This window comes from Paracoccus albicereus, assembly GCF_024359525.1.
In the GTDB taxonomy this organism is placed as follows: Bacteria; Pseudomonadota; Alphaproteobacteria; order Rhodobacterales; family Rhodobacteraceae; genus Paracoccus; species Paracoccus albicereus.
Genome location: NZ_JAKZEU010000001.1, coordinates 425,574 through 448,523 on the forward strand (window position 1 = coordinate 425,574; position 22,950 = coordinate 448,523).

Annotated in this window: 18 protein-coding genes; 10 read left to right on the plus strand and 8 right to left on the minus strand. The window is 63.6% G+C overall.

The window, feature by feature from the left end; all coding sequences use genetic code 11:
- Window positions 1-52 precede the first annotated feature (52 nt).
- Both mutS and aroC read left to right on the plus strand, forming a co-directional pair.
- Window positions 53-2,683 carry a DNA mismatch repair protein MutS gene (gene mutS, locus MLD63_RS02150; protein WP_255328192.1) on the plus strand — a complete coding sequence of 877 codons (2,631 nt, stop codon included), beginning with the start codon at window positions 53-55 and terminating at the stop codon, window positions 2,681-2,683.
- Window positions 2,680-3,780, plus strand: a complete 1,101-nt coding sequence (aroC, locus tag MLD63_RS02155) for a chorismate synthase (protein WP_255328193.1) — start codon at window positions 2,680-2,682, stop codon at window positions 3,778-3,780. Before mutS ends, aroC begins: the two co-directional genes overlap by 4 nt.
- Window positions 3,781-3,845: 65 nt before the next feature.
- Here aroC and MLD63_RS02160 read toward each other — a convergent pair whose 3' ends face one another.
- From MLD63_RS02160 to MLD63_RS02190, 7 genes are all read right to left on the minus strand, one after another.
- The gene (locus MLD63_RS02160; protein WP_255328489.1) at window positions 3,846-4,628 is read right to left on the minus strand and encodes a cytochrome c1; all 783 of its coding nucleotides are present in this window, start codon (window positions 4,626-4,628) and stop codon (window positions 3,846-3,848) included.
- Between the two features lie 516 nt (window positions 4,629-5,144).
- The gene (gene petB, locus MLD63_RS02165) at window positions 5,145-6,476 is read right to left on the minus strand and encodes a cytochrome b (protein ID WP_255328194.1); all 1,332 of its coding nucleotides are present in this window, start codon (window positions 6,474-6,476) and stop codon (window positions 5,145-5,147) included.
- 12 nt (window positions 6,477-6,488) lie between these two features.
- Window positions 6,489-7,049, minus strand: a complete 561-nt coding sequence (petA, locus tag MLD63_RS02170) for a ubiquinol-cytochrome c reductase iron-sulfur subunit (protein ID WP_255328195.1) — start codon at window positions 7,047-7,049, stop codon at window positions 6,489-6,491.
- 224 nt (window positions 7,050-7,273) lie between these two features.
- Window positions 7,274-8,056, minus strand: a complete 783-nt coding sequence (radC, locus tag MLD63_RS02175) for a RadC family protein (RefSeq protein WP_255328196.1) — start codon at window positions 8,054-8,056, stop codon at window positions 7,274-7,276.
- 45 nt (window positions 8,057-8,101) lie between these two features.
- On the minus strand, window positions 8,102-9,277 hold the full coding sequence (dnaJ, locus tag MLD63_RS02180) for a molecular chaperone DnaJ (RefSeq protein ID WP_255328197.1): 1,176 nt from the start codon (window positions 9,275-9,277) through the stop codon (window positions 8,102-8,104).
- Window positions 9,278-9,353: 76 nt separating this feature from the next.
- Complete coding sequence (dnaK, locus tag MLD63_RS02185; protein ID WP_255328198.1) at window positions 9,354-11,273, minus strand: molecular chaperone DnaK; 1,920 nt, start codon at window positions 11,271-11,273, stop codon at window positions 9,354-9,356.
- Between the two features lie 181 nt (window positions 11,274-11,454).
- The gene (locus MLD63_RS02190) at window positions 11,455-12,276 is read right to left on the minus strand and encodes an ABC transporter permease (protein WP_255328199.1); all 822 of its coding nucleotides are present in this window, start codon (window positions 12,274-12,276) and stop codon (window positions 11,455-11,457) included.
- Window positions 12,277-12,411: 135 nt separating this feature from the next.
- Here MLD63_RS02190 and cysQ point away from each other — a divergent pair, with 135 nt between their 5' ends.
- The 8 genes from cysQ to MLD63_RS02230 all read left to right on the plus strand — a co-directional run bounded on the left by cysQ (window position 12,412) and on the right by MLD63_RS02230 (window position 21,431).
- Window positions 12,412-13,209 (plus strand): 3'(2'),5'-bisphosphate nucleotidase CysQ, encoded by a 798-nt coding sequence (cysQ, locus tag MLD63_RS02195; RefSeq protein ID WP_255328200.1) that lies wholly within the window; start codon window positions 12,412-12,414, stop codon window positions 13,207-13,209.
- A 4-nt stretch (window positions 13,210-13,213) separates the two neighbouring features.
- Complete coding sequence (locus tag MLD63_RS02200) at window positions 13,214-14,017, plus strand: 3-deoxy-manno-octulosonate cytidylyltransferase (protein WP_255328201.1); 804 nt, start codon at window positions 13,214-13,216, stop codon at window positions 14,015-14,017.
- 193 nt (window positions 14,018-14,210) lie between these two features.
- Entirely contained in the window at window positions 14,211-15,104 is an 894-nt protein-coding gene (locus MLD63_RS02205; RefSeq protein WP_255328202.1) for a UTP--glucose-1-phosphate uridylyltransferase, read from the plus strand.
- Window positions 15,105-15,108: 4 nt separating this feature from the next.
- The gene (gene galE / locus MLD63_RS02210; protein WP_255328203.1) at window positions 15,109-16,095 is read left to right on the plus strand and encodes a UDP-glucose 4-epimerase GalE; all 987 of its coding nucleotides are present in this window, start codon (window positions 15,109-15,111) and stop codon (window positions 16,093-16,095) included.
- A 146-nt stretch (window positions 16,096-16,241) separates the two neighbouring features.
- Window positions 16,242-17,126 carry a glycosyltransferase family 2 protein gene (locus MLD63_RS02215; RefSeq protein WP_255328490.1) on the plus strand — a complete coding sequence of 295 codons (885 nt, stop codon included), beginning with the start codon at window positions 16,242-16,244 and terminating at the stop codon, window positions 17,124-17,126.
- A 102-nt stretch (window positions 17,127-17,228) separates the two neighbouring features.
- The gene (locus MLD63_RS02220) at window positions 17,229-18,254 is read left to right on the plus strand and encodes a glycosyltransferase family 2 protein (protein WP_255328204.1); all 1,026 of its coding nucleotides are present in this window, start codon (window positions 17,229-17,231) and stop codon (window positions 18,252-18,254) included.
- Window positions 18,255-18,379: 125 nt separating this feature from the next.
- Window positions 18,380-20,041, plus strand: coding sequence for a DUF5927 domain-containing protein (locus tag MLD63_RS02225; RefSeq protein ID WP_439957616.1), 1,662 nt, complete (start codon window positions 18,380-18,382; stop codon window positions 20,039-20,041).
- Window positions 20,034-21,431, plus strand: a complete 1,398-nt coding sequence (locus MLD63_RS02230; protein WP_255328206.1) for a hypothetical protein — start codon at window positions 20,034-20,036, stop codon at window positions 21,429-21,431. Before MLD63_RS02225 ends, MLD63_RS02230 begins: the two co-directional genes overlap by 8 nt.
- Here MLD63_RS02230 and MLD63_RS02235 read toward each other — a convergent pair.
- Window positions 21,428-22,828 (minus strand): phosphohexomutase domain-containing protein, encoded by a 1,401-nt coding sequence (locus MLD63_RS02235; RefSeq protein WP_255328207.1) that lies wholly within the window; start codon window positions 22,826-22,828, stop codon window positions 21,428-21,430. The two genes, MLD63_RS02230 and MLD63_RS02235, sit on opposite strands and share 4 nt — an antisense overlap.
- Window positions 22,829-22,950 lie beyond the last annotated feature (122 nt).

Sequence of the window (22,950 nt, forward strand, 5' to 3'; positions counted from 1 at the left end):
CAGCGCAAGGCGGCGGTTTGCAAGCCTCGCGCACACGGCTAGAACGGCCGGCATGAGCGATGAGCCGACACCGATGATGGCGCAGTATCTGGCGATCCGGGACGCCAATCCCGGTGCGCTGCTGTTCTATCGGATGGGCGACTTCTACGAGATGTTTTTCGACGACGCGGTCGCTGCCGCTGCGGCGCTGGACATCGCGCTGACGAAGCGCGGCACCCATGCGGGCCAGCCGATTCCGATGTGCGGGGTCCCCGTTCATGCCGCCGAAAGCTATCTTCTGACGCTGATCCGCAAGGGCTTTCGCGTCGCCATTGCCGAACAGATGGAGGATCCGGCCGAGGCGAAGAAGCGAGGTGCCAAGTCTGTGGTCGCGCGCGACGTGGTGCGTCTGGTCACGCCCGGCACATTGACAGAGGACGCCCTGCTGGACGCGCGGCGCCACAATTTTCTCGCCGCCTTCGCAACGGTGCGCGACGACAGCGCGCTGGCCTGGGTCGACATCTCGACCGGCGCCTTCCAGGTGATGCCTTGTGCGCTGCCACGGCTGGCGCCCGAGCTCGCCCGGCTTTCACCGCGAGAGTTGTTGGCTGTGGACGGCTCGGGTCTGGACGATCTGGCGGCCGAGGCTGGGGCGGCTCTGACCGATTGTCATGCTGGAAGCTTCGACAGCGCGTCGGCCACGCGGCGGCTTTGCTCGCTTTACGGGGTCGAGACGCTGGACGGTTTCGGCAATTTCGAGCGTGCCGAGCTGTCGGCGATGGGCGCGATCGTCGATTATCTGGAGCTGACCCAGAAGGGAAAGCTGCCGCTGCTGCGGCCGCCGTCGAAGGAACGATCGGGCGGCACGATGCAGATCGATGCCTCGACCCGGCGCAATCTGGAACTGACACAAGCGCTGTCGGGCGGGCGCGAGGGGTCGCTGCTGACAGCGATCGACCGCACCGTTACCGCCGGCGGCGCCCGGTTGCTGGAACGACGGATTTCTGCGCCATCACGGGACCTTACCCTGATCCACGCGCGCCATGATGCGGTGGCACAACTGGCCGATGACACGCGACTTGCGGCCGATTTGCGGGATGCGCTGTCGCGCGTGCCCGACATCGACCGGGCGCTGTCGCGGCTCGCACTGGACCGTGGGGGCCCTCGCGATCTTGCCGCGATCCGAGCAGGTCTGACGCAGGGCGCCGCGATTGCGTCTCGCCTGCCTGCCAACACGGTCACGGTCCTCTCTGACGCAGCAGCGGCCCTGACCGGTCACGACGCCCTGATCGACCTCCTGAACGATGCGCTGGTGGCCGAGCCGCCCCTTCTGGCGCGCGATGGTGGATTTGTGGCCGAAGGCCATGACCCCGATCTGGACGAGACGCGTCGCCTTCGTGACGAGGGGCGCGGCGTAATCGCCGGGATGCAGGCGGATTACGCGGCTCAGGCCGGTGTCCCTGGCCTGAAGATCAAGCACAACAACGTGCTGGGCTACTTCATCGAAACCACGGCGACGCATGAAGAGCGGATGCGCGCCTTGCCCGACACGTTCATCCATCGCCAGACCACCGCCAACCAGATCCGGTTTACGACCGTCGCGTTGTCGGAACTGGAAACACGTATCCTCAACGCTCGTGACCGCGCCTTGGAGATCGAACGCGGTGTCTTCGAGCGACTGCGTGCCGCGATCCTTGACGCCGCGCCGCAGGTTGGTCAGGCCGCCCGCGCGCTGGCAGAGATCGACCTGACGGCCGCCTTCGCCGATCTGGCGACGGGCGAGAACTGGTCCCGTCCCAAGGTTGACGAAAGCCGGGCCTTCCAGATCGAAGGCGGCCGTCACCCGGTCGTGGAACGCGCGCTGAAGCGCAAGTCGGGCAGTTTCGTTGCCAACGATTGCGCGCTTACCACGGGCGACACGCCCGCGATCTGGCTGCTGACCGGGCCGAACATGGCGGGTAAATCGACGTTTCTCCGTCAGAACGCGCTGATCGCGGTATTGGCGCAGGCGGGCAGTTTCGTGCCTGCACGGGTCGCGCATATCGGATTGGTCAGCCAGCTCTTCAGCCGCGTCGGCGCGGCCGACGATCTGGCGCGCGGACGGTCCACCTTCATGGTCGAGATGGTCGAGACCGCCGCGATCCTCAACCAGGCCGACGACCATGCATTGGTGATCCTGGACGAGATCGGACGCGGCACCGCGACCTGGGACGGGTTGTCGATCGCTTGGGCGGTGATGGAGCATCTGCACGCGGTGAACCGCTGCCGGGCGCTCTTCGCGACGCATTACCACGAGATGACAGCGCTCAGCGCGCGTCTTGACGGGGTCGAGAACGCGACCGTCGCGGTGCGCGAATGGGAGGGTGACGTGATCTTCCTGCACGAGGTCCGCAAGGGTGCCGCAGATCGCAGCTACGGCGTCCAGGTCGCGCGGCTTGCCGGCCTGCCGGCCAGCGTCGTGGATCGTGCGCGCGAGGTTCTGGATGCGCTGGAATCAGGCGAACGCGAGGGCGCTGCCCGCCCCACGGCGCTGATCGACGACCTGCCCCTGTTTCGCGCGGCCCCGCCGGCACCGGCGCCCGCAAAGGCGAAGGACAGCGCCCTTGATGGCCGGATGAAGGACATTCATCCTGACTCGCTCTCGCCTCGCGAGGCGCTGGACCTGATCTACGAGTTGAAATCCCTGACCCGCGAGGACGCATGAGCTACAACACCTTCGGGCGCGAATTCCGCTTCACCACCTGGGGCGAAAGCCATGGCCCGGCGCTTGGCGCGACGGTCGATGGCACGCCACCCGGCGTCCCGTTGGACGAGGCGTTCATCCAACAGTTCATGGATCGCCGCCGTCCTGGCACCAGCAAGCATACGACACAGCGGCGCGAGGCCGACCAGGTGCGGATCCTGTCCGGCGTGTTTGAAGGCCACACGACCGGCACCCCGATCCAGCTGATGATCGAGAACACAGACCAGCGCAGCAAGGATTATGGCACGATCGCGCAAAGCTTCCGACCTGGCCATGCGGACATCACCTATCATCTGAAATACGGGCTGCGGGATCATCGCGGCGGCGGACGATCCAGCGCACGCGAGACCGCGGCACGGGTGGCTGCGGGCGGCGTCGCGCAGGCGGTTCTGCATCAGATGCTGCCGGACCTTCAGATCATCGGCTACATGGTGCAGATGGGCGACATGCATCTGGACCGGAGCCGCTTCGATATCGGCGCGATTCCGGACAATCCGTTTTTTCTACCCGACGCGGAAAGCGTCGACGCTTGGTCCGACTATCTCGACGGGATCCGCAAAGACCAGAACAGCGTCGGGGCCGCGATCGAGGTTCTGGTTCGCGGCTGCCCACCAGGTCTCGGCGCGCCGGTCTATGCCAAGCTCGACACGGATCTTGCGGCGGCGATGATGTCGATCAACGCGGTCAAGGGCGTCGAGATCGGCGAAGGGATGGGTGCCGCGTCGCTCACCGGCACCGCGAATGCCGACGAAATGAGGATGGGCAATGACGGGCCTCGGTTCCTGTCGAACCATGCTGGGGGCATTCTGGGCGGCATCTCGACCGGACAGGACATCGTCGTCCGGTTCGCGGTCAAGGCCACCTCATCGATCACGACTCCACGCCAGACGATCAACGAAGCGGGCGAGGAGATCGACCTGATCACCAAGGGCCGGCACGATCCCTGCGTCGGCATCCGCGCGGTCCCGGTGGCAGAGGCGATGGCCGCCTGCGTGATCCTGGATCATCTGCTCATGGACCGCGCCCAGACCGGCGGTCGACGCGGTCAGATCGGCTAACGCGCTGAGGTCTGGAAACGAAAAAACGCGCCCCTCGGGGCGCGTTTTGTCTTTTGAGCGTCCGATCAGTGCTTGGGCTTGTGCGGCGACCAAAGCGCCTTGTTGGTGTAGTACAGCAGTCCGGCCAACACGATCAGGAACAGGACCGACACCAGCCCGACGGACTTGCGTGCCATCATCTTCGGCTCTGCCGTCCACATCAGGAAAGCGGCGACGTCGCGTGACATCTGGTCGACCGTCGCAGGTGTGCCGTCTTCGTAGGTGACGATATCGTCCGACAACGGCGGCGGCATCGACAGCGCACCGGTCGAGAAAGCGGTGTTTTCGTAAAGCACCGACCCCGCCTGTTCGATCTCTTCACCCGTGTAGCTGGTCAGCAGCGCATGGATGTATTCTGGACCGCCAATGCCGCGGAACAGTTGCGAAATCCCGGTGCCCACCGGGCCGTGGAAGCCGGCACGCGCCTTGGCCATCAGCGACAGATCCGGGCCCATTCCGTCACCGCTGACCGTCGGGAAGGCATCGGTCGGGGCGCGCGGACGCTCTTCCTCGGTATCGGCATCGATGATGCTGAAGTTCGCCGCATAAGCGCGGACCTGATCCTCGGGCAGGCCGGGGCCGCCTTCGTCACCCAGCGTGCGCAGGGGGACATAGCGCAGTCCGTGACAGGCCGAGCAGACTTCGGTGTAGACTTGAAGACCGCGCTGCAGCTGGAACTGGTCGTAATTGCCCAGAGGACCTTCGAAGCTGAAGGTGATGTCCTCGATATGAGCGGCGCCATGGCCACCCGCAGCGTGATCTTCCTCGGCCGCGTGCTCGCCCTCGGCAGCCGCTTCGTCCTCTGGCATTGCCTCGCCATCGGCGGGCGCCGGCTCTGTTTCCGCAGCAGGTTCTTCAGCCGAGGCATCCTCGGTCGCGGCAGGTTCCTCGGTCGCGGCGTCCGCCGCAGCGGGTTCTTCGGCCGGAGCCTCATCTGCAGGGGCAGCTGCATCAGCAGCAGGCTCAGCCGATTCAGCCGCTGGTTCCTCGGAAGAGGGCTCTGCACCCTCAGCCGCCGGTTCCTCAGTGGCCGAAGCATTCTCGGCAGGCTCGGCCGCCGCCGCGGGCTCCTCTGCAGTTTCGGCGGCGGGTTCCGCCGCCGCCGGTTCTTCGGCTGGCGCTGCTTCGGGCTCCGGCGCTGCTGCCGGTTCCGTTTCCGCAGGGGTTTCGGTCGCGGTGTCACCCGTCGCCGGCGCCTGCTGTTCAGCCTCGGGCGCCGGTTCGGTCGTGGCCGCATCCTGCGCCCAGAGCGCACCCGCGCTGCCGATCAGAAGGGCCGAGACGGCCGAGAGAGTCGTGGTTCTCAGATTCATTGACGGCTCTCCTTACTCGGCCATCCGCGTGGCTTCGCCGCGGTGCCTCAGATAATCTTCCTCGATCGTTGCGGGCATCGGCTCGGGTTTCTCGATCACGCCAAGAAGCGGCAGGATGACGAGGAAGTATCCGAACCAGTAGGCCGTCGCGGCCAGCGAAATCGCCGGGACGTAGCCCCCGAGCGCGTCCGGCGACAGCCCGCCAGTCCACATCAGGATCATGAAGTCCGCGACGAGCAGCCAGAACCACCACTTGAACTGGGGCCGGTAGCGGCCCGAACGGACGCGGCTGGTATCCAGCCAAGGCACCAGCGCCATGACCAGGATCGCGCCGAACATCGCGATCACCCCGAAGAACTTGGCATCGATGATGCGGAACGACAGGAAATTGACCAGCTGAACCAGCCAGACATCAGCGGTGAAAGCGCGCAGGATCGCGTAGAACGGCAGGAAGTACCATTCGGGGACGATGTGGGCGGGCGTCGCCAGCGGATTCGCCTCGATATAGTTGTCGGGGTGGCCCAGATAGTTCGGCATGAAGCCGACGATCGCGAAGAAGACGACCAGAACGACCGCGAGCGCGAAGAAGTCCTTGATGACGAAGTACGGCCAGAACGGCAGCGTGTCCTTCTTTGCCTCTTCCTTGCTGGTGCGACGCACCTCGATCCCGGTCGGGTTGTTGTTGCCGGTGGTATGGAACGCCCAGATATGGACGACGACCAGACCCGCGATGATGAATGGCAGCAGGTAGTGAAGGCTGAAGAAGCGGTTCAGCGTCGCGTTGTCGACGGCTGGTCCGCCCAGCAGCCATTGCTGGATCGACGGCCCGATGCCCGGAATGGCGCCGAAGAGGCCGGTGATCACGGTCGCGCCCCAGAAGGACATCTGACCCCAGGGCAGCACGTAGCCCATGAAGGCGGTGCCCATCATGCACAGATAAATCAGCATACCGACGATCCACGTCACCTCGCGCGGGGCCTTGTACGACCCGTAGTAAAGACCGCGGAAAATGTGGATGTAGACGGCCAGGAAGAACAGCGAGGCGCCGTTCGCATGCAGATAGCGCAGCATGTAGCCGCCATTCACGTTACGCATGATGTGCTCGACGCTGGCGAAGGCCATGTCGACATGCGGCGTGTAGTGCATTGCCAGAACGATACCGGTGATGATCTGCAGCGCCAGGCAGAAAGCCAAGACGATGCCCCAGATCCACATCCAGTTCAGGTTTTTCGGCGTCGGGATCATCAGCGTGTCGTAGATGATGCCCCCGATCGGAAGACGGCGATTAAGCCAGCGCTCGGGCGCGGTCTTCGGCTCGTAATGGTCGTGCGGGATTCCGGCCATCGGCGTCTCTCCTCAACCCAGCTGAATGGTGGTTTCGTCGAGGAATTCCGCGACGGGGATATGCAGGTTCTGCGGCGCCGGGCCGCGGCGGATGCGCCCCGCCGTGTCATAGTGCGAACCGTGGCAGGGGCAGAACCAGCCGCCGAAATCACCCGCGCCGTCACCGATCGGCACGCAGCCCAGATGGGTGCAGACGCCGATCTGAACCAGCCACTCGCCGGCCTCGTCCAAGGTCCGGTTTTCGTCGGTCGCAGGCTCGCCCGGCAGGTTTGCGTTCTCGGCGCTTGGATCGATCAGTTCGGACAGATCGACGGCACGACCGGCCTCGATCTCTTCGGGGGTGCGGCGACGGACGAAGACGGGCTTGCCCAGCCATTTCACGGTCAGCTGCTGGCCGACCTCGACGCCGCTTACATCGACCTGGATCGAGGCCAGGGCCTGAACGTCGGCCGAGGGATTCATCTGGTTGACCAGGGTCCAGCCCGCAGCCCCGGCGGCGACGGCGCCTGCGCCTGCGGTGACGTAATAGAGGAAGTCCCTCCGGGTGCCTACGTGGTCTTCTGCGTGGGACACGGGTTTTTCTCCAGTTCTCAAGCCGCGCAACCGGGCGATGCATATGGTGAGGCCGCGGAAAACCGCAGCCTGTGCGGGGGCGGTTGTAGCGGCCAATTCCGCGCCAGTCCAGCGGGTTCGGGCACGTTATCAGCGTGCTCGTCGCGATGGAGGGTGCAACCAGCCTACCTGTTGCGATACCGCGTCAGACCGACGGCGGTGGCACCGCTAAGCGAAGGTCCGCACTAAAGCAGCCCCTGCGCGCGGAAACTCAGCTCTCGCGACTTGCCGATGATGAGATGGTCGTGGACCGTGATGTCCATGCTGCCGGCCGCCGCTTCGATGCGGGCAGTCATCGCGATGTCCGATTGCGACGGTGTCGGGTCCCCCGATGGGTGGTTGTGGACCAGGATCAGGGCCGAGGCATTCAGTTCCAACGCGCGGCGCACGATTTCACGCGGATACACCGGCACATGATCGACGGTGCCCTGCGCCTGCGCTTCGTCGGCGATCAGCACATTCTTGCGGTCTAGATAAAGAACCCGAAATTGTTCGGTTTCCCGATGCGCCATCGCGGTATGGCAGTAGTCCAGCAGGCTGTCCCAGCTGGACAGGATCGGGCGGTTCATCACCCGCGCACGCGCCAAGCGCTGCGCGGCAGCCTCGACAATCTTGAATTCTGTCACGACAGCCTGCCCGACCCCAGGCACGTCTGCCAGCCTCGCGGGCGTCGCCGACAGCACCCGGTTGAAGTCGCCGAAGTGATCGATGAGGCGGCGCGCCAGCGGCTTGACGTCCTGTCGCGGTATCGCCCGGAACAGAACCAGTTCCAGCAATTCGTAATCCGGCAGGGCGTCCGCGCCACCCTGCATGAAGCGGTCGCGAAGACGGGCGCGGTGGTCTGCGAGGTAGGAAGGCTGCTTGCCACGAACCGACGCTGCGGGAAGCGCGGTCGGCACGACCTCATCCTCTGCCGGTGAGAACAGCGGCATCGGTGCTTCGGCAAAACTGCGATTCGGATCACCCATACGCGCGACGTTCGCACATGCAGGGTGAACAAACGGTTAACCCGCTCAGGCGCGGGTCATGCCGTCCCAGAAGTTCTTAACCTTGCGGAAGAAGTTGTCGGATTGGGGGCTGTTGTCCGCCTTGACCGCGTCGAATTCCCGCAAGAGTTCGCGCTGCCGCGGGGTCAGATTGACCGGCGTCTCGACGATCAGCTCGATCAGCATGTCGCCTGCCTCGCCATGCGCACCCGGCCCGTGCCGCAGGGGCGGCATCCCCTTGCCGCGCAGGCGCATCTGGCGGCCAGACTGGCTGCCCGCCGGAACCTTCACGCGCGAGCGACCGCCATCGATGGTCGGAACCTCGACTTCACCACCCAGTGCGGCCGAGGCCATGCTCACCGGCACCTGGCACGCCAGAATCTTGCCGTCGCGCAGGAAGATCGCGTGCTCCTGCACCTCGATGAAGATGTAGAGATCGCCCGCTGGTCCGCCACGCAGGCCGGCCTCGCCCTCGCCAGCAAGGCGGATTCGGGTGCCGGTCTCGACACCCGCGGGAATGGTGACGGACAGTGTGCGATCCTTCTGCACCCGGCCAGCGCCGGCGCAGGAGGTGCACGGGTTCTTGACGATCTGGCCCTGGCCGCCGCAAGTCGGGCAGCTGCGCTCGACGGTAAAGAAACCCTGCTGGGCGCGCACCTTGCCCATGCCCGCACAGGTCGGACAGGTGGCAGGCTGGGTCGCGCCCTCGGCCCCGGTGCCCTCGCATTCGCTGCAGGCGATCGAGCCCGGAACGGTGATGGATTTCTGCAGCCCGCCGAAAGCCTCTTCCAGCGTAACGCGCAGGTTGTATCGCAGATCCTGACCGCGCTGGGCGCGCGAGCGCCCGCCGCCACCGGGGCCACGACGGCCCCCCATCATGTCGCCGAACAGATCCTCGAAAACGTCGGCAAAAGCGCTACCGAAATCGGCGTTTCCGCCGCGCGCGCCGCCAAAGCCCTGCCCGAAACCTTGCCCGCCCTCGAAGGCAGCATGGCCGAAACGATCATAGGCGGCCTTGCGCTGGTCGTCCTTGAGACAGTCATAAGCCTCGTTCACCTCCTTGAACTGGGCTTCGGACTGTTCGTTTCCGCGGTTTCGGTCGGGATGCAGCTCCTTCGCCTTCTGGCGATAGGCGCGCTTGATCTCGTCGACGGATGCACCGCGCGTGATCCCCAGAACCTCGTAATAACAGCGTTTGGCCATGGCGTCGTCACGTCCTGAATGAAGAAGGGCCGGCCCTCGGTTTCAACCGGGCCGGCCCAAGCGTTGCGGCCTGGGATCAGCCGCGTTTCTTGTTGTCGTCGTCGAGGTCCTCGAAATCGGCGTCGACGATGTCGTCGTCCACATCGCGCGGGCTGTCTTCGTCGGACTCACCGGCCTCACCCTCGGATTGCTGCGACTTGTAGATCGCTTCGCCGAGCTTCATCGAGGCTTCCATCACGTTCTGAATGCCCGACTTGATCTTGCCGGAATCCTCGGATTTCAGCGCCTCTTCCAGCGCCCCGATCGAGAGTTCGATCGCCTCGACGGTCGAGCCGTCGACCTTGTCACCGTGCTCTTCCAGCGACTTGCGGGTCGAATGAATCAGGCTTTCCGCCTGGTTCTTGGCCTCGACCAGCTCGCGGCGACCCTTGTCAGCCTCGGCATTGTCCTCGGCGTCCTTGACCATCTGTTCAATGTCCTCATCGGACAGACCGCCCGACGCCTGGATGGTGATCTTCTGTTCCTTGCCGGTTCCCTTGTCGCGGGCACTGACCGAAACGATGCCGTTGGCGTCGATGTCGAACGTCACCTCGATCTGGGGCATGCCGCGCGGTGCGGGTGGGATGTCCTCCAGATTGAACTGGCCCAGCATCTTGTTGTCCGCAGCCATCTCGCGCTCGCCCTGGAAGACACGGATCGTCACCGCGTTCTGGTTGTCTTCGGCGGTCGAGAAGATCTGGCTCTTCTTGGTCGGGATCGTGGTGTTGCGATCGATCAGGCGAGTGAACACGCCACCCAGCGTCTCGATGCCCAGGGACAGCGGGGTCACGTCCAGCAGCACGACGTCCTTGACGTCACCCTGCAGAACACCGCCCTGAACCGCAGCGCCAAGTGCCACGACCTCGTCGGGGTTGACGCCCTTATGCGGCTCCTTGCCGAAGAACTTGGTCACTTCCTCGACCACCATCGGCATCCGTGTCTGACCGCCGACGAGGATCACCTCGTCGATGTCGTCCTTCTTGACGCCGGCGTCCTTCATCGCGTCCTGACAGGGCTTCAGCGTGCGCTTGACCAGCTCACCCACCAGCGATTCCAGCTTCGCGCGGGTCAGCTTCATGACCATGTGCAGCGGCGTGCCGGTGTCCTTGTCCATCGAGATGAACGGCTGGTTGATCTCGGTCTGGCTGGAGGACGACAGCTCGATCTTGGCCTTTTCGGCGGCTTCCTTCAGCCGCTGCAATGCCATCTTGTCCTTGGTCAGATCGACGCCGTGCTCTTTCTTGAACTCGTCGGCGAGGTAATTGACGATCCGCATGTCGAAGTCTTCGCCGCCGAGGAACGTGTCCCCGTTGGTCGACTTCACCTCGAAAAGGCCGTCGTCGATTTCCAGGATGGTGATGTCGAAGGTGCCGCCGCCGAGGTCATAGACCGCAATCGTCTTGCTTTCCTTCTTGTCGAGCCCGTAGGCCAGCGCGGCGGCGGTCGGCTCGTTGATGATGCGCAGCACTTCAAGACCGGCAATCTTGCCGGCGTCCTTGGTCGCCTGACGCTGGGCGTCGTTGAAATAGGCCGGAACGGTGATGACGGCCTGCTCGACCTTTTCACCCAGATAGCTTTCGGCGGTGGCCTTCATCTTCTGCAGGATCATGGCGCTGATCTGCGCGGGCGAATAGTTCTCGCCTTTCGCCTCGACCCAGGCGTCGCCATTGCCGCCATCGACGATCGTGTAGGGGACGAGTTTCTTGTCCTTCTCGACCTCGGGGTCGGTCAGACGGCGCCCGACGAGACGCTTGACGGCGAAGATGGTGTTGGTGGGGTTCGTCACCGCCTGGCGCTTGGCAGGCTGGCCGACCAGACGTTCGCTGTCGGTGAAGGCGACGATCGACGGCGTGGTGCGCGCCCCTTCGGAGTTCTCGATAACCTTCGGCTGGCTGCCGTCCATGATGGCGACGCAGCTGTTCGTCGTGCCGAGGTCGATGCCGATGACTTTGGACATGTTTCTCACAACCTTTCTTGCGGCGATATATGGTCTTCGGGTCCAGATCGGCCCCCGCGGACCTATCCCTTGACGTGTCCGGCCAGGGGGCCGGTTGGTTCGGAAGGGTATATAGGAAGGCGATTTTACGGCTGCAAGCGCCGCGGCACGCTCGCCCTTCACCCGGGGCGCGACAACCTCGTCACTGCCCGGCAGACCAGCTGAGCGAGACCTTACGGCGCGTCGTGAATTCGAGCATCAAGCCGACCATCAGCACGGCGAGCGTGAAATAGACAGGATACAGGACCCATGTCCGATGCGGTGAATAATTGATGAACGCGAATCCGCGGGTCTGGTCGATCAGATGGAACAGCGGGTTCCACGCGAAGTATGGCATCAGCGCTGTCGGCATCAGGTTAGCCACGAACATCTTGCCCGAAGCGACCATGTTCAGACGCTGATAGACCAGCGTCAGCAGCTTCGTTCCCCTTGGCCACCAGGGCTTGATCGCAAGGAAGACCAGACCCACCGCGCAGCCCGAAGTCCAGGCAAGGATCAGCATCGCAAGGCAGGCGCGCCAGTTTTCCAGATGCACCGGTTGAAAGACGACGTGGTACAGGATGAGCAACGCGAAACAGGCGATGATCTGATGATACAACGCTGCCAGCGCCGCACCGGCCATCAGGATCACGCTGTTCAAGGGCGCGTGGTTGTTCATTCCCGAGGTCAGGGCACCCGAGCCGGAAACGGCACCGACCGCCTTGATGTGGGTCATGAACATGATGATCCCACTGAAAAGGTAGATGATGAAGTCCCCGCGCACGGGCGACGTGCGGACGCGGATCAGGTAGAACATCAGCAGGAAGCCCAGAAGCATCAGCAGGTTCTGGGCGATCACCATCAGAAGCCCGAGGATCGCGTTGCGATCGTTCTGGCGCAGGTTGTAGACGGTCTGGTGATAGGACAACGCCAGCGTCGTCAATGCCGCCTGGGCCAGGTTCTGATTCTTGCGCGGGACGAACATGGCAGGCGCTGTCGCTCGATGAGGGTGCCGGCAAACAAGCGCTTGCCCATTGCATTCCTCGAAATCATAGGCAAACAGGGTCGCAAACTCAACCTGCGCCGCGCCGGCAGGGCCCGTACGACCGAGGGAAAGTAGATGGATTTCGAACGATTGACAGCCGAGATGCGTCGCCTCGCCATCGCCGCCGGCGATCGGATCATGGCGGTCTATTCGGCCGAGGATTTCGAGGTCCGCTCGAAATCCGACGATTCCCCAGTGACAGAGGCCGACGAGGCGGCGGACGCCCTGATCGCCGAGGGGCTGCGCGCAGCCTTCCCCGACATCCCGCTGGTGACCGAAGAGCAATCGGCGACGCACGACGAAAAGGCGCAGACCTTCCTGATCGTCGATCCGCTGGACGGCACGAAGGAGTTCGTTCAGCGTCGCGGCGATTTTACCGTCAACATCGCTTATGTCGAAAACGGCGTACCGGTTCGCGGCGTCGTCTATGCGCCTGCGAAAGAACGGCTTTTTTACACGACTGCGGACGGCCGCTCGGTCGAGGAAAAGGGGCCGTTCGGTGAGGCACCAGGTAGCGTCGAGCCCGTGGGCGTCAATCCGACGCCCGACAATCGTGGCCTCATGGTCGTTGCATCGAAATCACATCGTGATGCCGCGACCGATGCGTATATCGCGCAATACGGCGTGCGCGACATGACGTCGGCCGGCTCCTCGCTGAAGTTCTGCCTGGTGGCGACGGGTGAGGCGGACCTGTATCCGCGGCTTGGCCGGACGATGGAATGGGACACGGCGGCTGGCGACGCCGTCCTGCGCGGCGCGGGCGGCGAAGTGGTGCGCTTCGACGATCACACCCCGCTCGCCTACGGCAAGCCGGGCTTCGAGAACCCGTTCTTTATCTCCTTCGCGCCCGGCGTTTTGCTGGTCAAGGACTGAGCCTATGTCGGGCGTCGTCATCGTCATTCCCGCCCGCTTCGCCTCGACCCGCTATCCGGGCAAACCGCTTGTCGAGCTCCGCGGTGCGACGGGCGAGGCGCGCAGCCTGATCCGTCGCAGCTGGGATGCCGCGATGGAGGTTGCCGGCATCGACCGCGTCATCGTGGCGACCGACGATGAGCGCATCGCTGCCCATGCGCACGATTTTGGAGCGGACGTCGCGATGACGTCGACCTCCTGCAGAAACGGAACCGAGCGCTGTGCCGAAGCCGTGGAAAATCTTGGCCTGAGCGCTGATATCGTCGTCAACCTGCAGGGCGATGCGCCACTGACACCCGCATGGTTCATCGAGGACTTGGTCGCCGGCCTTCGCGCAGACGCCACCGCAGGCGTGGCGACGCCGGTTCTGCCGACTTCGGGAGCCATGCGTCAGGACCTGATCGCCGATCGCCATGCGGGCCGGGTGGGCGGCACCACGGCCGTCTTCGCCGCTGACATGGGCGCCCTCTACTTTTCCAAAGAGGTGATCCCGTTCGCGGCCGGCTCGTTCGATCCTGCCGAGCCAAGCCCGGTTTTTCACCACGTCGGTGTCTATGCTTACCGTCCAGACGCGCTGAAAGCCTATCCGACCTGGGCCGAAGGGCCGCTTGAACGGCTGGAGGGGCTTGAACAGCTGCGCTTCCTGGAAAACGGACGTCGCGTCCTTTGCGTTCGTGTCGAGGCCCGTGGCCGTCAGTTCTGGGAACTGAACAACCCTGAAGACGTTCCGCGTCTGGAACGGATGATGGCGGATATGTCGATCAGTTGAAATTCATGTGGCAGGTGATCGCCAAGTGTATTCACAACGCGTCATCTCGCTTGTTGGCGTGCATATTGGACAAAACAAGATCGGCCAGTTTACCCTACTTCTGTTAGAACCTTGATCCGCGCCGTTGGGCGCACCATAAACGAACCGAAACGGAACCGTCCTCGCGACGGCCGCTCAGACAGGAGTTGTCCGAATGAGTCGCAAGGTCACGAAGGCGATCTTCCCCGTCGCCGGTCTAGGAACGCGTTTCCTGCCCGCAACCAAGAGCATCCCGAAAGAGATCATGACGCTGGTCGACCGGCCCTTGATCCAATACGCGATCGATGAAGCCCGCGCTGCCGGTATCAAGGAATTCATCTTCGTCACGTCGCGCGGGAAGGGCGCGCTGGAAGATTACTTCGACCACGCGCACGAACTGGAAGCCAGCCTGCGAAAGTCAGGCAAGAACGAGCTTCTCGACATCCTGCGCACCACGAACATGGAGTCGGGCGCAATTGCCTATATCCGGCAGCACAAGGCGCTCGGCCTGGGGCACGCGGTCTGGTGTGCGCGCCGTTTGGTCCACAACGAGCCATTCGCGGTGATTCTGACCGATGACGTGATCATGGGCGAACCGCCCTGCCTGCAGCAGATGATCGAAGCGCATGAGGAGACCGGCGGCAGTATGGTCGCCACGATGGAGGTCGCCGCCGACAAGACGCAGGCCTACGGCGTTCTCGACGTGGTTGAAGATATGGGCGCAATCGTCCGTGCGCGTGGCGTGGTCGAAAAGCCCGCGCCCGGTACTGCGCCCTCAAACCTCGCGGTCATCGGACGCTACATTCTTTCGCCGACCGTGATGCAAAACCTCAACAAGCTGAAGCAGGGCTCGGGCGGCGAAATCCAGTTGACGGACGCCATCGCCGACGACATTCAGGAAGGCCGGGACGTCTATGGCCTTCGCTTCCGTGGGCAGCGCTTCGACTGCGGGTCCAAAGCTGGATTCCTTCAGGCAACGGTCGCCTTCGGACTGGCACGGGATGAGCTGAAGGATGAGTTCGGCGACTACCTTGCCGACGTCATGGCGATGCGTCGCGCCGCAGAATAGGGTCATGCCCGAGAAAGTTTTGGTCACCGGCGGCGCGGGTTATATCGGCTCGCATGCTTGCAAGGCACTGGCTCGGGCGGGCCACATCCCAGTCACATTCGACAATTTCTCGACCGGCTGGCGCGACGCCGTTCGCTTTGGTCCAATGGTCGAGGGTGACCTGCTGGACCGCGGCGCACTGGACGCAGCGTTTGAAAAGCACCGCCCTGACGCGGTGATGCATTTCGCGGCGCTGAGCCAAGTCGGCGAAGCGGTAAGAGAGCCGGGCCTGTACTGGCGCGTGAACGTCGGCGGTTCGCTGAACCTGATCGAAGCGGCCTTGGCCGCGGGTGTCAAACGCTTCGTCTTTTCTTCGACCTGCGCGACTTACGGCGATCAGGATGGTGTCGTCCTGACCGAGGATACGCCGCAAGCACCACTCAACGCCTACGGGGCCAGCAAGCGTGCGATCGAAGACATGCTGGCGGATTTTGCTGTGTCGGATGGATTGGAAAGCGTCATCTTTCGCTATTTCAACGTGGCGGGTGCCGACCCTGAAGGAGAGGTCGGCGAGCATCATCAACCCGAAACGCATCTCATCCCCTTGATCCTCGATGCCGTGGACGGACGCAGACCTGCGCTGACCATCAACGGGACCGATTATCCGACGGCGGATGGCACCTGCATCCGCGATTATGTCCACGTCATGGACCTGGTGGAGGCACATGTGGCCGGGCTGGACTGGTTGCGCGCAGGCAAGGGAAGCCGTGTCTTCTGCCTTGGCACAGGGACGGGCTTTTCGGTTCGAGAGGTGGTGGCCGAGACGCGCCATGTCACAAACCGTACGGTGCCGATGCAGGACGGTCCGCGTCGCCCCGGCGATGCAGTGACGCTGGTCTGCGGTAGCGAGCGCGCGCGCACCGAACTGGGCTGGCAAGCCGACCGATCGACCATGGCGCAGATGATCGCTGACGCATGGCGGTGGCACCAGAACGGACATTACGACCGTTGAGCGATCGCTCTGCCGCGCGACTACGACGTTTGTGGTCGGCTTGGCGGTTGCGCTGGAAGCGACGCCAGCTTTTGTGGCGCGCGATCCGAGCAAAGGGAGCGTTGTCGCTCGTCAAGAACTGGACGGATCAAATCCGCCGAGGTGACGTGTTGGCCTTTTGCTGCCTGCGCAACGAGATCCAGCGTTTACCGCATTGGCTCGATCATTATCGCTCGTTGGGGGTGGCGCATTTCCTGATCGTGGACAACGCAAGCCACGACGGTTCGACAGAAATGCTTGCTGGGCAGCCCGATGTCTCGCTGTGGTCCACTGATCACGCCTACCGGTCGGCTAGATTCGGCATGGATTGGCTGAGTTGGCTGCTTCTCCGCTATGGACACGGTCACTGGTGTCTGACCGTCGATGCGGACGAATTGCTGATCTACCCGCATCATGACAGCCACGATCTGAGGAAGCTCGTCACACAGCTCGAGGCGATGGGCGTTCCGGCGATGGGCGCGCTCATGGTCGATCTCTATCCGCGCGCGTCGCTGGGAACACCGATGGACGGGGGTCAGTCGCCACTGGATTATTTGGGCTGGTTCGATGCAGGCCCCTACGAGACTCAGATCCAGCAACCAAGGCGCAACCGCTGGACGCGGGGCGGGGTCAGGGCGCGCGTCTTCTTCAGCGACCGCCCGCATCGCGCACCGACTTTGAACAAGCTGCCATTGGTGCGCTGGAACAGGCGCTTCGCCTATACCAATTCGACCCATGCGGCGCTGCCGCCCCGCCTGAACGACGCGTGGGACGGCCCCGGCGATCCGCGCCTGTCAGGCATTCTGCTGCACACGAAATTCCTGCCCGATGCGATTGCCCGGGGTCGGGAGGATATCAGTCGCCGTCAGCACTTCGCCGACCCCGACGCGTTCCGACCTTATTATGATGCGCTCGCAAGCGCTCCGTGCCTTTGGCATTCAAGATCTCGTCAGCTCGGCGATTGGCGCGATTTCGTGTCCGCCGGGCTGATGGGCACAGGCGACTGGCACTAAGAAATATGATGCGAAAAATCCTTGCGATTGCCGATCCGGTTGCGCCAGTTTGCAGACAACGCTTGATTGTAAAGTTGAAAGGGCACAACCGGGAGGCATGGGTTGATCGCGCGCATTCGAGCCGCGCTGAAGCAGTTGCGTCGTCGCGCCGAGCGGCAGCGCCTGTTGGCCCGTGCGATTCGCCGCCGCCGTCAGATCACAATCGTCCGGGACCGGACCGGAGGGATTGGACCGCGTGATCTGCTGGTGTTCACCACCCTGCGCAACGAGGCCGCCCGCCTACCTTATTTCCTGGATTACTATCGCAAGATTGGCATCGACCACTTCCTGATCGTCGACAACGCCAGCACCGATGGTGGTTCGGACTTCCTTGCGCAACAGCCCGACGTATCGCTTTGGCGGACGCAGGCCAGCTACAAGGCCGCACGCTTTGGCATGGATTGGCTGGGCTGGCTGCTTTTTCGGCACGGCCATGGCCATTGGTGTCTGACGGTCGATCCGGACGAATTCCTTGTCTACCCCCACTGCGATGCACGCCCCCTGCGCGCGCTTACCGACTGGCTGGAATCGTCGGGGACCCGCAGCTTTCCGGCGATGCTGCTCGACATGTATCCCGACGATGCGCTGGACGCGAAGCCCTACGCGCCAGGCGAAGACCCGTTCTCGATCGCGCGCTGGTTCGATCCGGCGAACTACACGATTCGCAAGAACCGAACCTATGACAACCTATGGATACAAGGGGGACCGCGTTCGCGGACCTTCTTCGCCGATGACCCGCTGGCCGGCCCGGCGCTGAACAAGATTCCGCTGGTGAAGTGGAATCGCCGCTACGCCTACGTCAGTTCCACGCACATGCTGCTTCCCCGGGGCCTGAACCGAACCTATGATGAGGAGGGCGGTGAGATGGCCTCTGGCTGTCTGCTGCATGCGAAGTTTCTGTCCACTTTCGGCGCGAAGGCGACAGAGGAACTGGACCGGCGGCAGCACTATGCCAACAGTCGCGAATACCGTGCTTACCAGGCGGGGCTGATGGGCCGCTCACGATTGTGGTGCGCGCAGTCGCAGGAATATCGTGACTGGCATCAGCTTGAGGACCTTGGCCTGATGTCGCGCGGGCACTGGGCGTGAACGTCCGCGGCACCCTCGCCCCGGACGCGGCAACCTGGAACGCCCGCGTCCCGGCCGCGGCGCGAAACCACAACCCCGTCGCGAATAATTCCGGCGCGTCCGATGCCGTTCGATTGGGCGTCGTGATGTTGTGTCACGCGGCGCTGGATCTGGCCGCGAGAATGGCGCGCATCTGGGCCAGCGGCGGCGCGGTGGTCATGATCCACGTAGACAGCAAGGCGTCGAAAAACGACGTTGCGAAGATGCGCAGCGCGCTGGCCGATCTGGATACGGTTCGCTTCAGCCATCGCATAGCCTGCACCTGGGGTGACATGAGCCTGGTTCATGCAACCCAGAACGCGGCCCGGCAATTGCTGGACGAGTGGCCGGACACGACGCATGTCTATCTGGCCTCTGGCGCCTGCCTGCCATTGCGTCCCGTTTCCGAACTGCGGGCGTATCTGGCCCAGGATCCAACCGCCGATCATATCGAAAGCGTCGATGCCCGCGAAGGACGGTGGACAGCAGGCGGGTTCGACATGGAACGGTTTCTGCTCTGGTTTCCCGTTGACTGGCGGCGGCGACGGATCCTTTTCGATCGGCTGGTGCAAGTGCAGCGGAGACTGCGCATCCGACGCCGCCTGCCCGCCGGCCTGTCGCCGCATCTGGGCTCCCAGTGGTGGTGCCTGACGGCTTCGACGCTGCGCGCGATTCTGGATGATCCGCGGCGATCGACCTTCGAGGCGTTCTTCCGCTTCAGCTGGATTCCCGACGAAAGCTATTTCCAGTCCCTTGCGCGCATCCATTCGATCCGGATCGAAAACCACTCGCTGACACTTGCAAAGTTCGACCCGTTCGGACGGCCCTATCTGCTTTACGATGATCACCTGCAGTTGCTGGCGGAATCGCGCTGTTTCGTTGCGCGCAAAATCTGGGCCGATGCGCGTGGCCTTTATGCGCATTTCCCGGCTACGACAGACGCGGGCGATGGTCGGGACGCGGCCACGCAACCTGACTCCTCGCTCATGGCGAGCGTCTTTGACCGCGCGGTGGCCCGTCGTCGATTGGGTCGACCCGGACTTTACATGCAGAGCCGGTTTCCCGCGAAGGATCGGGAGAACGGCAAGACCTCGGCCCCCTACGCCGTCTTCCAGGGGTTCAGCGATCTCTTTCCGCAATTTGAGGACTGGCTGGCCACCCGGATCGATGCCGATGTCCACGGACACCTTCTGGGGCCGGGTGAGGTCGAGTTCTCGGGCCGTCCAGAAGTTGGCCCCGGTGCGTTGTCGACGCACCCCGTCCTGCGCGACCATGACCCACAAGGTTTCCTGTCCGCGCTGATCCGCATCACCAGACGGATGCAGGCGTTCCAATTCAGCCCGCGCGACAATCAAGCGCTGAACTGGTTCATCGTCACGGATCCGAACGCCCGCCTGATGGTCGTCACCGGCGCTTGGGTTGTTCCGTTGCTTCAATCCGATATGCCGTTCGACGATATACGCAGGGTTGCCGCGCAGTTGCAGCGGATCGAACTGGACCAGCAGACGGCGCTGCGTTCAGTGTGGGTCAAGGCGCAGGTCCGCAGCTGGGATCTGTCGGAGTTCCTCGACGATCCTGAACGAGCCCTGAAAACCGCCGTGCAAATGGCCGACCCTCGCGCCGAGCCCGGCGAAGATCTGCCGGTCATGCGCGACGTGGCGGGGTTGCCGGATTTCCTGCGTCGGCTGCGCAACGCTGGACTGCATCAGCGCGTCACCGGGCTGTTTCACGAACGCTCCGACAGCAGCAAAGGGGGCGGACTTGGCTGAGCCGTTCGGCCGCTTCGTCATCTTTGCAGGCATGCGCACCGGTTCGAACCTGCTCGAGGCGACGCTGAACGGCCTCCGCGGCGTCACCTGCTTCGGCGAGGCATTCAACCCCTACATGCTGGGCTGGCCAGGAAAGGCCGAGCTTCAAGGAATTACGATGGCCGAGCGCGAGGCCGATCCCCACCGGTTGCTCGCCACGCTCTTCGACAGACCGGATCATCTGCCCGGCTTCCGCTACTTCCACGATCACGATCCGCGCGTGTTCGATGCAATCATCGAGGATCGGTCCTGCGCCAAGATCATTCTCAGCCGTTCTATTCTCGACAGCTACGTCTCTACCCGGCTTGCTTGGGAAACCAACCAGTGGAAGCTGAACGAAAGCGAGGTGCCGGTCCCCGCAGCGATCGAATTCAAGGCCGACGAATTCAGGCAGGTTGCGGCAGAGAACGCGGCATTCCAGTCTCGCATCCTGGGGGCGCTGCAACGCAGCGGTCAGGTTCCGTTCCTGCTGGACTATGCCGACCTGCGCGATGCGGACGTCCTGCGGGGGCTGCTGCATTGGCTGGGACGCACCGACCTTGAAGAGGTTCGTCCCGCGCAGGATCAGGTGCCGCAGAATCCGCGCGAGATGCGCGACAAGGTGACGAATTACGACGACATGCAGCGCGCGCTGGTCGAGATGGACCTGTTTGGCACGACGCGGATCCCCAGTTTTGAAACGAGCCGCGGGCCCGCGGTACCGTCCTACATGGCGTCCGATGCGGGTCGCGGCCTGCTGTTCATGCCGGTCCGAGGCGCGCCGTCGGATAGGATTGCGCAGTGGCTGGCAACTCAGGGCGATGTGCAGCGGGACTTCACCCAGAAGACCTTGCGTCAATGGAAACGCGGACATCCAGGCCATCGCAGCTTCACGATCCTGCGCCATCCGCTGCTGCGCGCCTGGCAGGCCTTCCGCACGCTGATCGTCGACGCCAAGCCCGAGTTGCGGCAGGTGCTGCGCGATGTTCATCGGGTGTCTTTGCCCCCGGATGATGGGCTGGGATCAATGACCGACGATCAGCAAAGTCGGCATTTCGGCGAGTTCCTGGATTTCCTGCGCCGCAATCTGAACGGTCAGACCAGCCTGCCCACACATCCCGGCTGGGCCAGCCAGTCCGAGGTGGTGGCAGGTTTCGCGCGCTTCGGCAGCCCCGACGCGATCGTACGAGAGGATCGTCTGGCGGAGGACATGGGCTGGCTGGCTCGCGCGGTCGGTATCAATCCTCCGACCTCAAATGACTTGGCCCCCCAGGAATGGCCCGCATTTATCACCGTCCGCGCTCATATCGCGGCGGCGCGCGCGGCTTACCTGCGAGATTACATCACCTTCGGTTTCGAAGATCTGGTCTAGAAGCCAGTGCCGGTCAGGATTGCCGCGATCTCCGCCTGTTTTTCGGCGACCAGCGCGGCATCACCCAGCGACTCGACGTTCAGGCGGACGACCGGTTCGGTGTTCGATTGCCTCAGGTTGAAGCGCCAGTCTTTGAATTCGAGCGACACACCGTCGCTGTCGTCGCGCGACTGCGCCTCGGGTGCATAATGCGCCAGCACACGCGCGATCGCCGCGTCCGGATCATCCAATCGCCAGTTGATCTCGCCAGAGGATGGAAACCGCGTCATCCGCTCGGACAGTAGCGCGTCGAGACCGCGACCTTCGCGCGACAGCAGTTCGACGACCAGCAGCCAGGGGATCATGCCGCTGTCGCAGTGATAGAAGTCGCGAAAATAATGGTGCGCCGACATCTCGCCGCCATAGATCGCGCCGGTCTCACGCATCTTCCGCTTGATGAAGGCGTGACCGGTGCGCGACTGGACCGCGACACCGCCGCTGGCCGCGACTACATCGCGCGTATTCAGAACGACGCGGGGGTCGTGAACGATTTTTTCGCCCGGGAATTTTTCAAGAAACGCCGCAGCCAGCAGACCGACAATGTATTCGCCGGCGATGAACCGCCCGGTGCTGTCAAAGAAGAAACAGCGATCGAAATCGCCGTCCCAGGCGATGCCCAGATCGGCACCGGCTTCACGCACGGCTTCCGCCGTCGGGGGCTGGTTTTCCGGCAGCAGCGGGTTGGGAATACCGTTCGGAAAAGAGGGATCGACCTCGTGGTGGATTCGTACGAAGTCGAGCGGCGAACCACGGCGGTCGAGTTCCATGGCGATAGCGTCGAAGGTCGGACCGGCAGTGCCGTTTCCAGCATTGACCAGCACCCTCATCGGCCGCAGCGCAGAGACGTCGATCATGTTCACCAGGGCCCGTGCGTAGTCGGCGCGCGTTTCGCGGGCATCGCGGACTTGGCCCATGCGCGCTGCCGGCACGAAGTCGCCAGATCGCGCCAACTCGGCCACGGCAGGCAATTCACTGTCCGGATCAAGGGGGGCGGACCCGACACCGACAAGCTTCATGCCGTTATAGCTGATCGGATTGTGGGACGCGGTGACCTCGATCCCGCCATCAGCCCCCAGATGGCCGGTGGCAAAATAGACCTCTTCCGTGCCGGCAAGGCCCAGGTCCAGCACGTCGGCGCCACCCTCGGTCAGGCCTCGGATCAGCGCATTGGCGAGGAGGGGTGAAGATTCGCGACTGTCGCGACCGACGACGACGTTGCGCGCACCGCGCGCCTGCGTGAAGGCGCGGCCGGTGCGATAGGCGATGTCGGCGTCCAAATCGATGCCCAACTCGCCCCTGATGTCATACGCCTTGAAGCAGGTGATGGCGCGCGGGCCGAAATCAGCGGATCGGTTCATGGCGTGGTCCCAAGCGTCTTCAACCCCGACAGGGCTAGCGACATTCGCCCCGATTGCAAGCACGGCCGCACCCTGCCACCTTGATAGGGGCTGACGATATCCGGCGCGCCCGCTACAGCGGC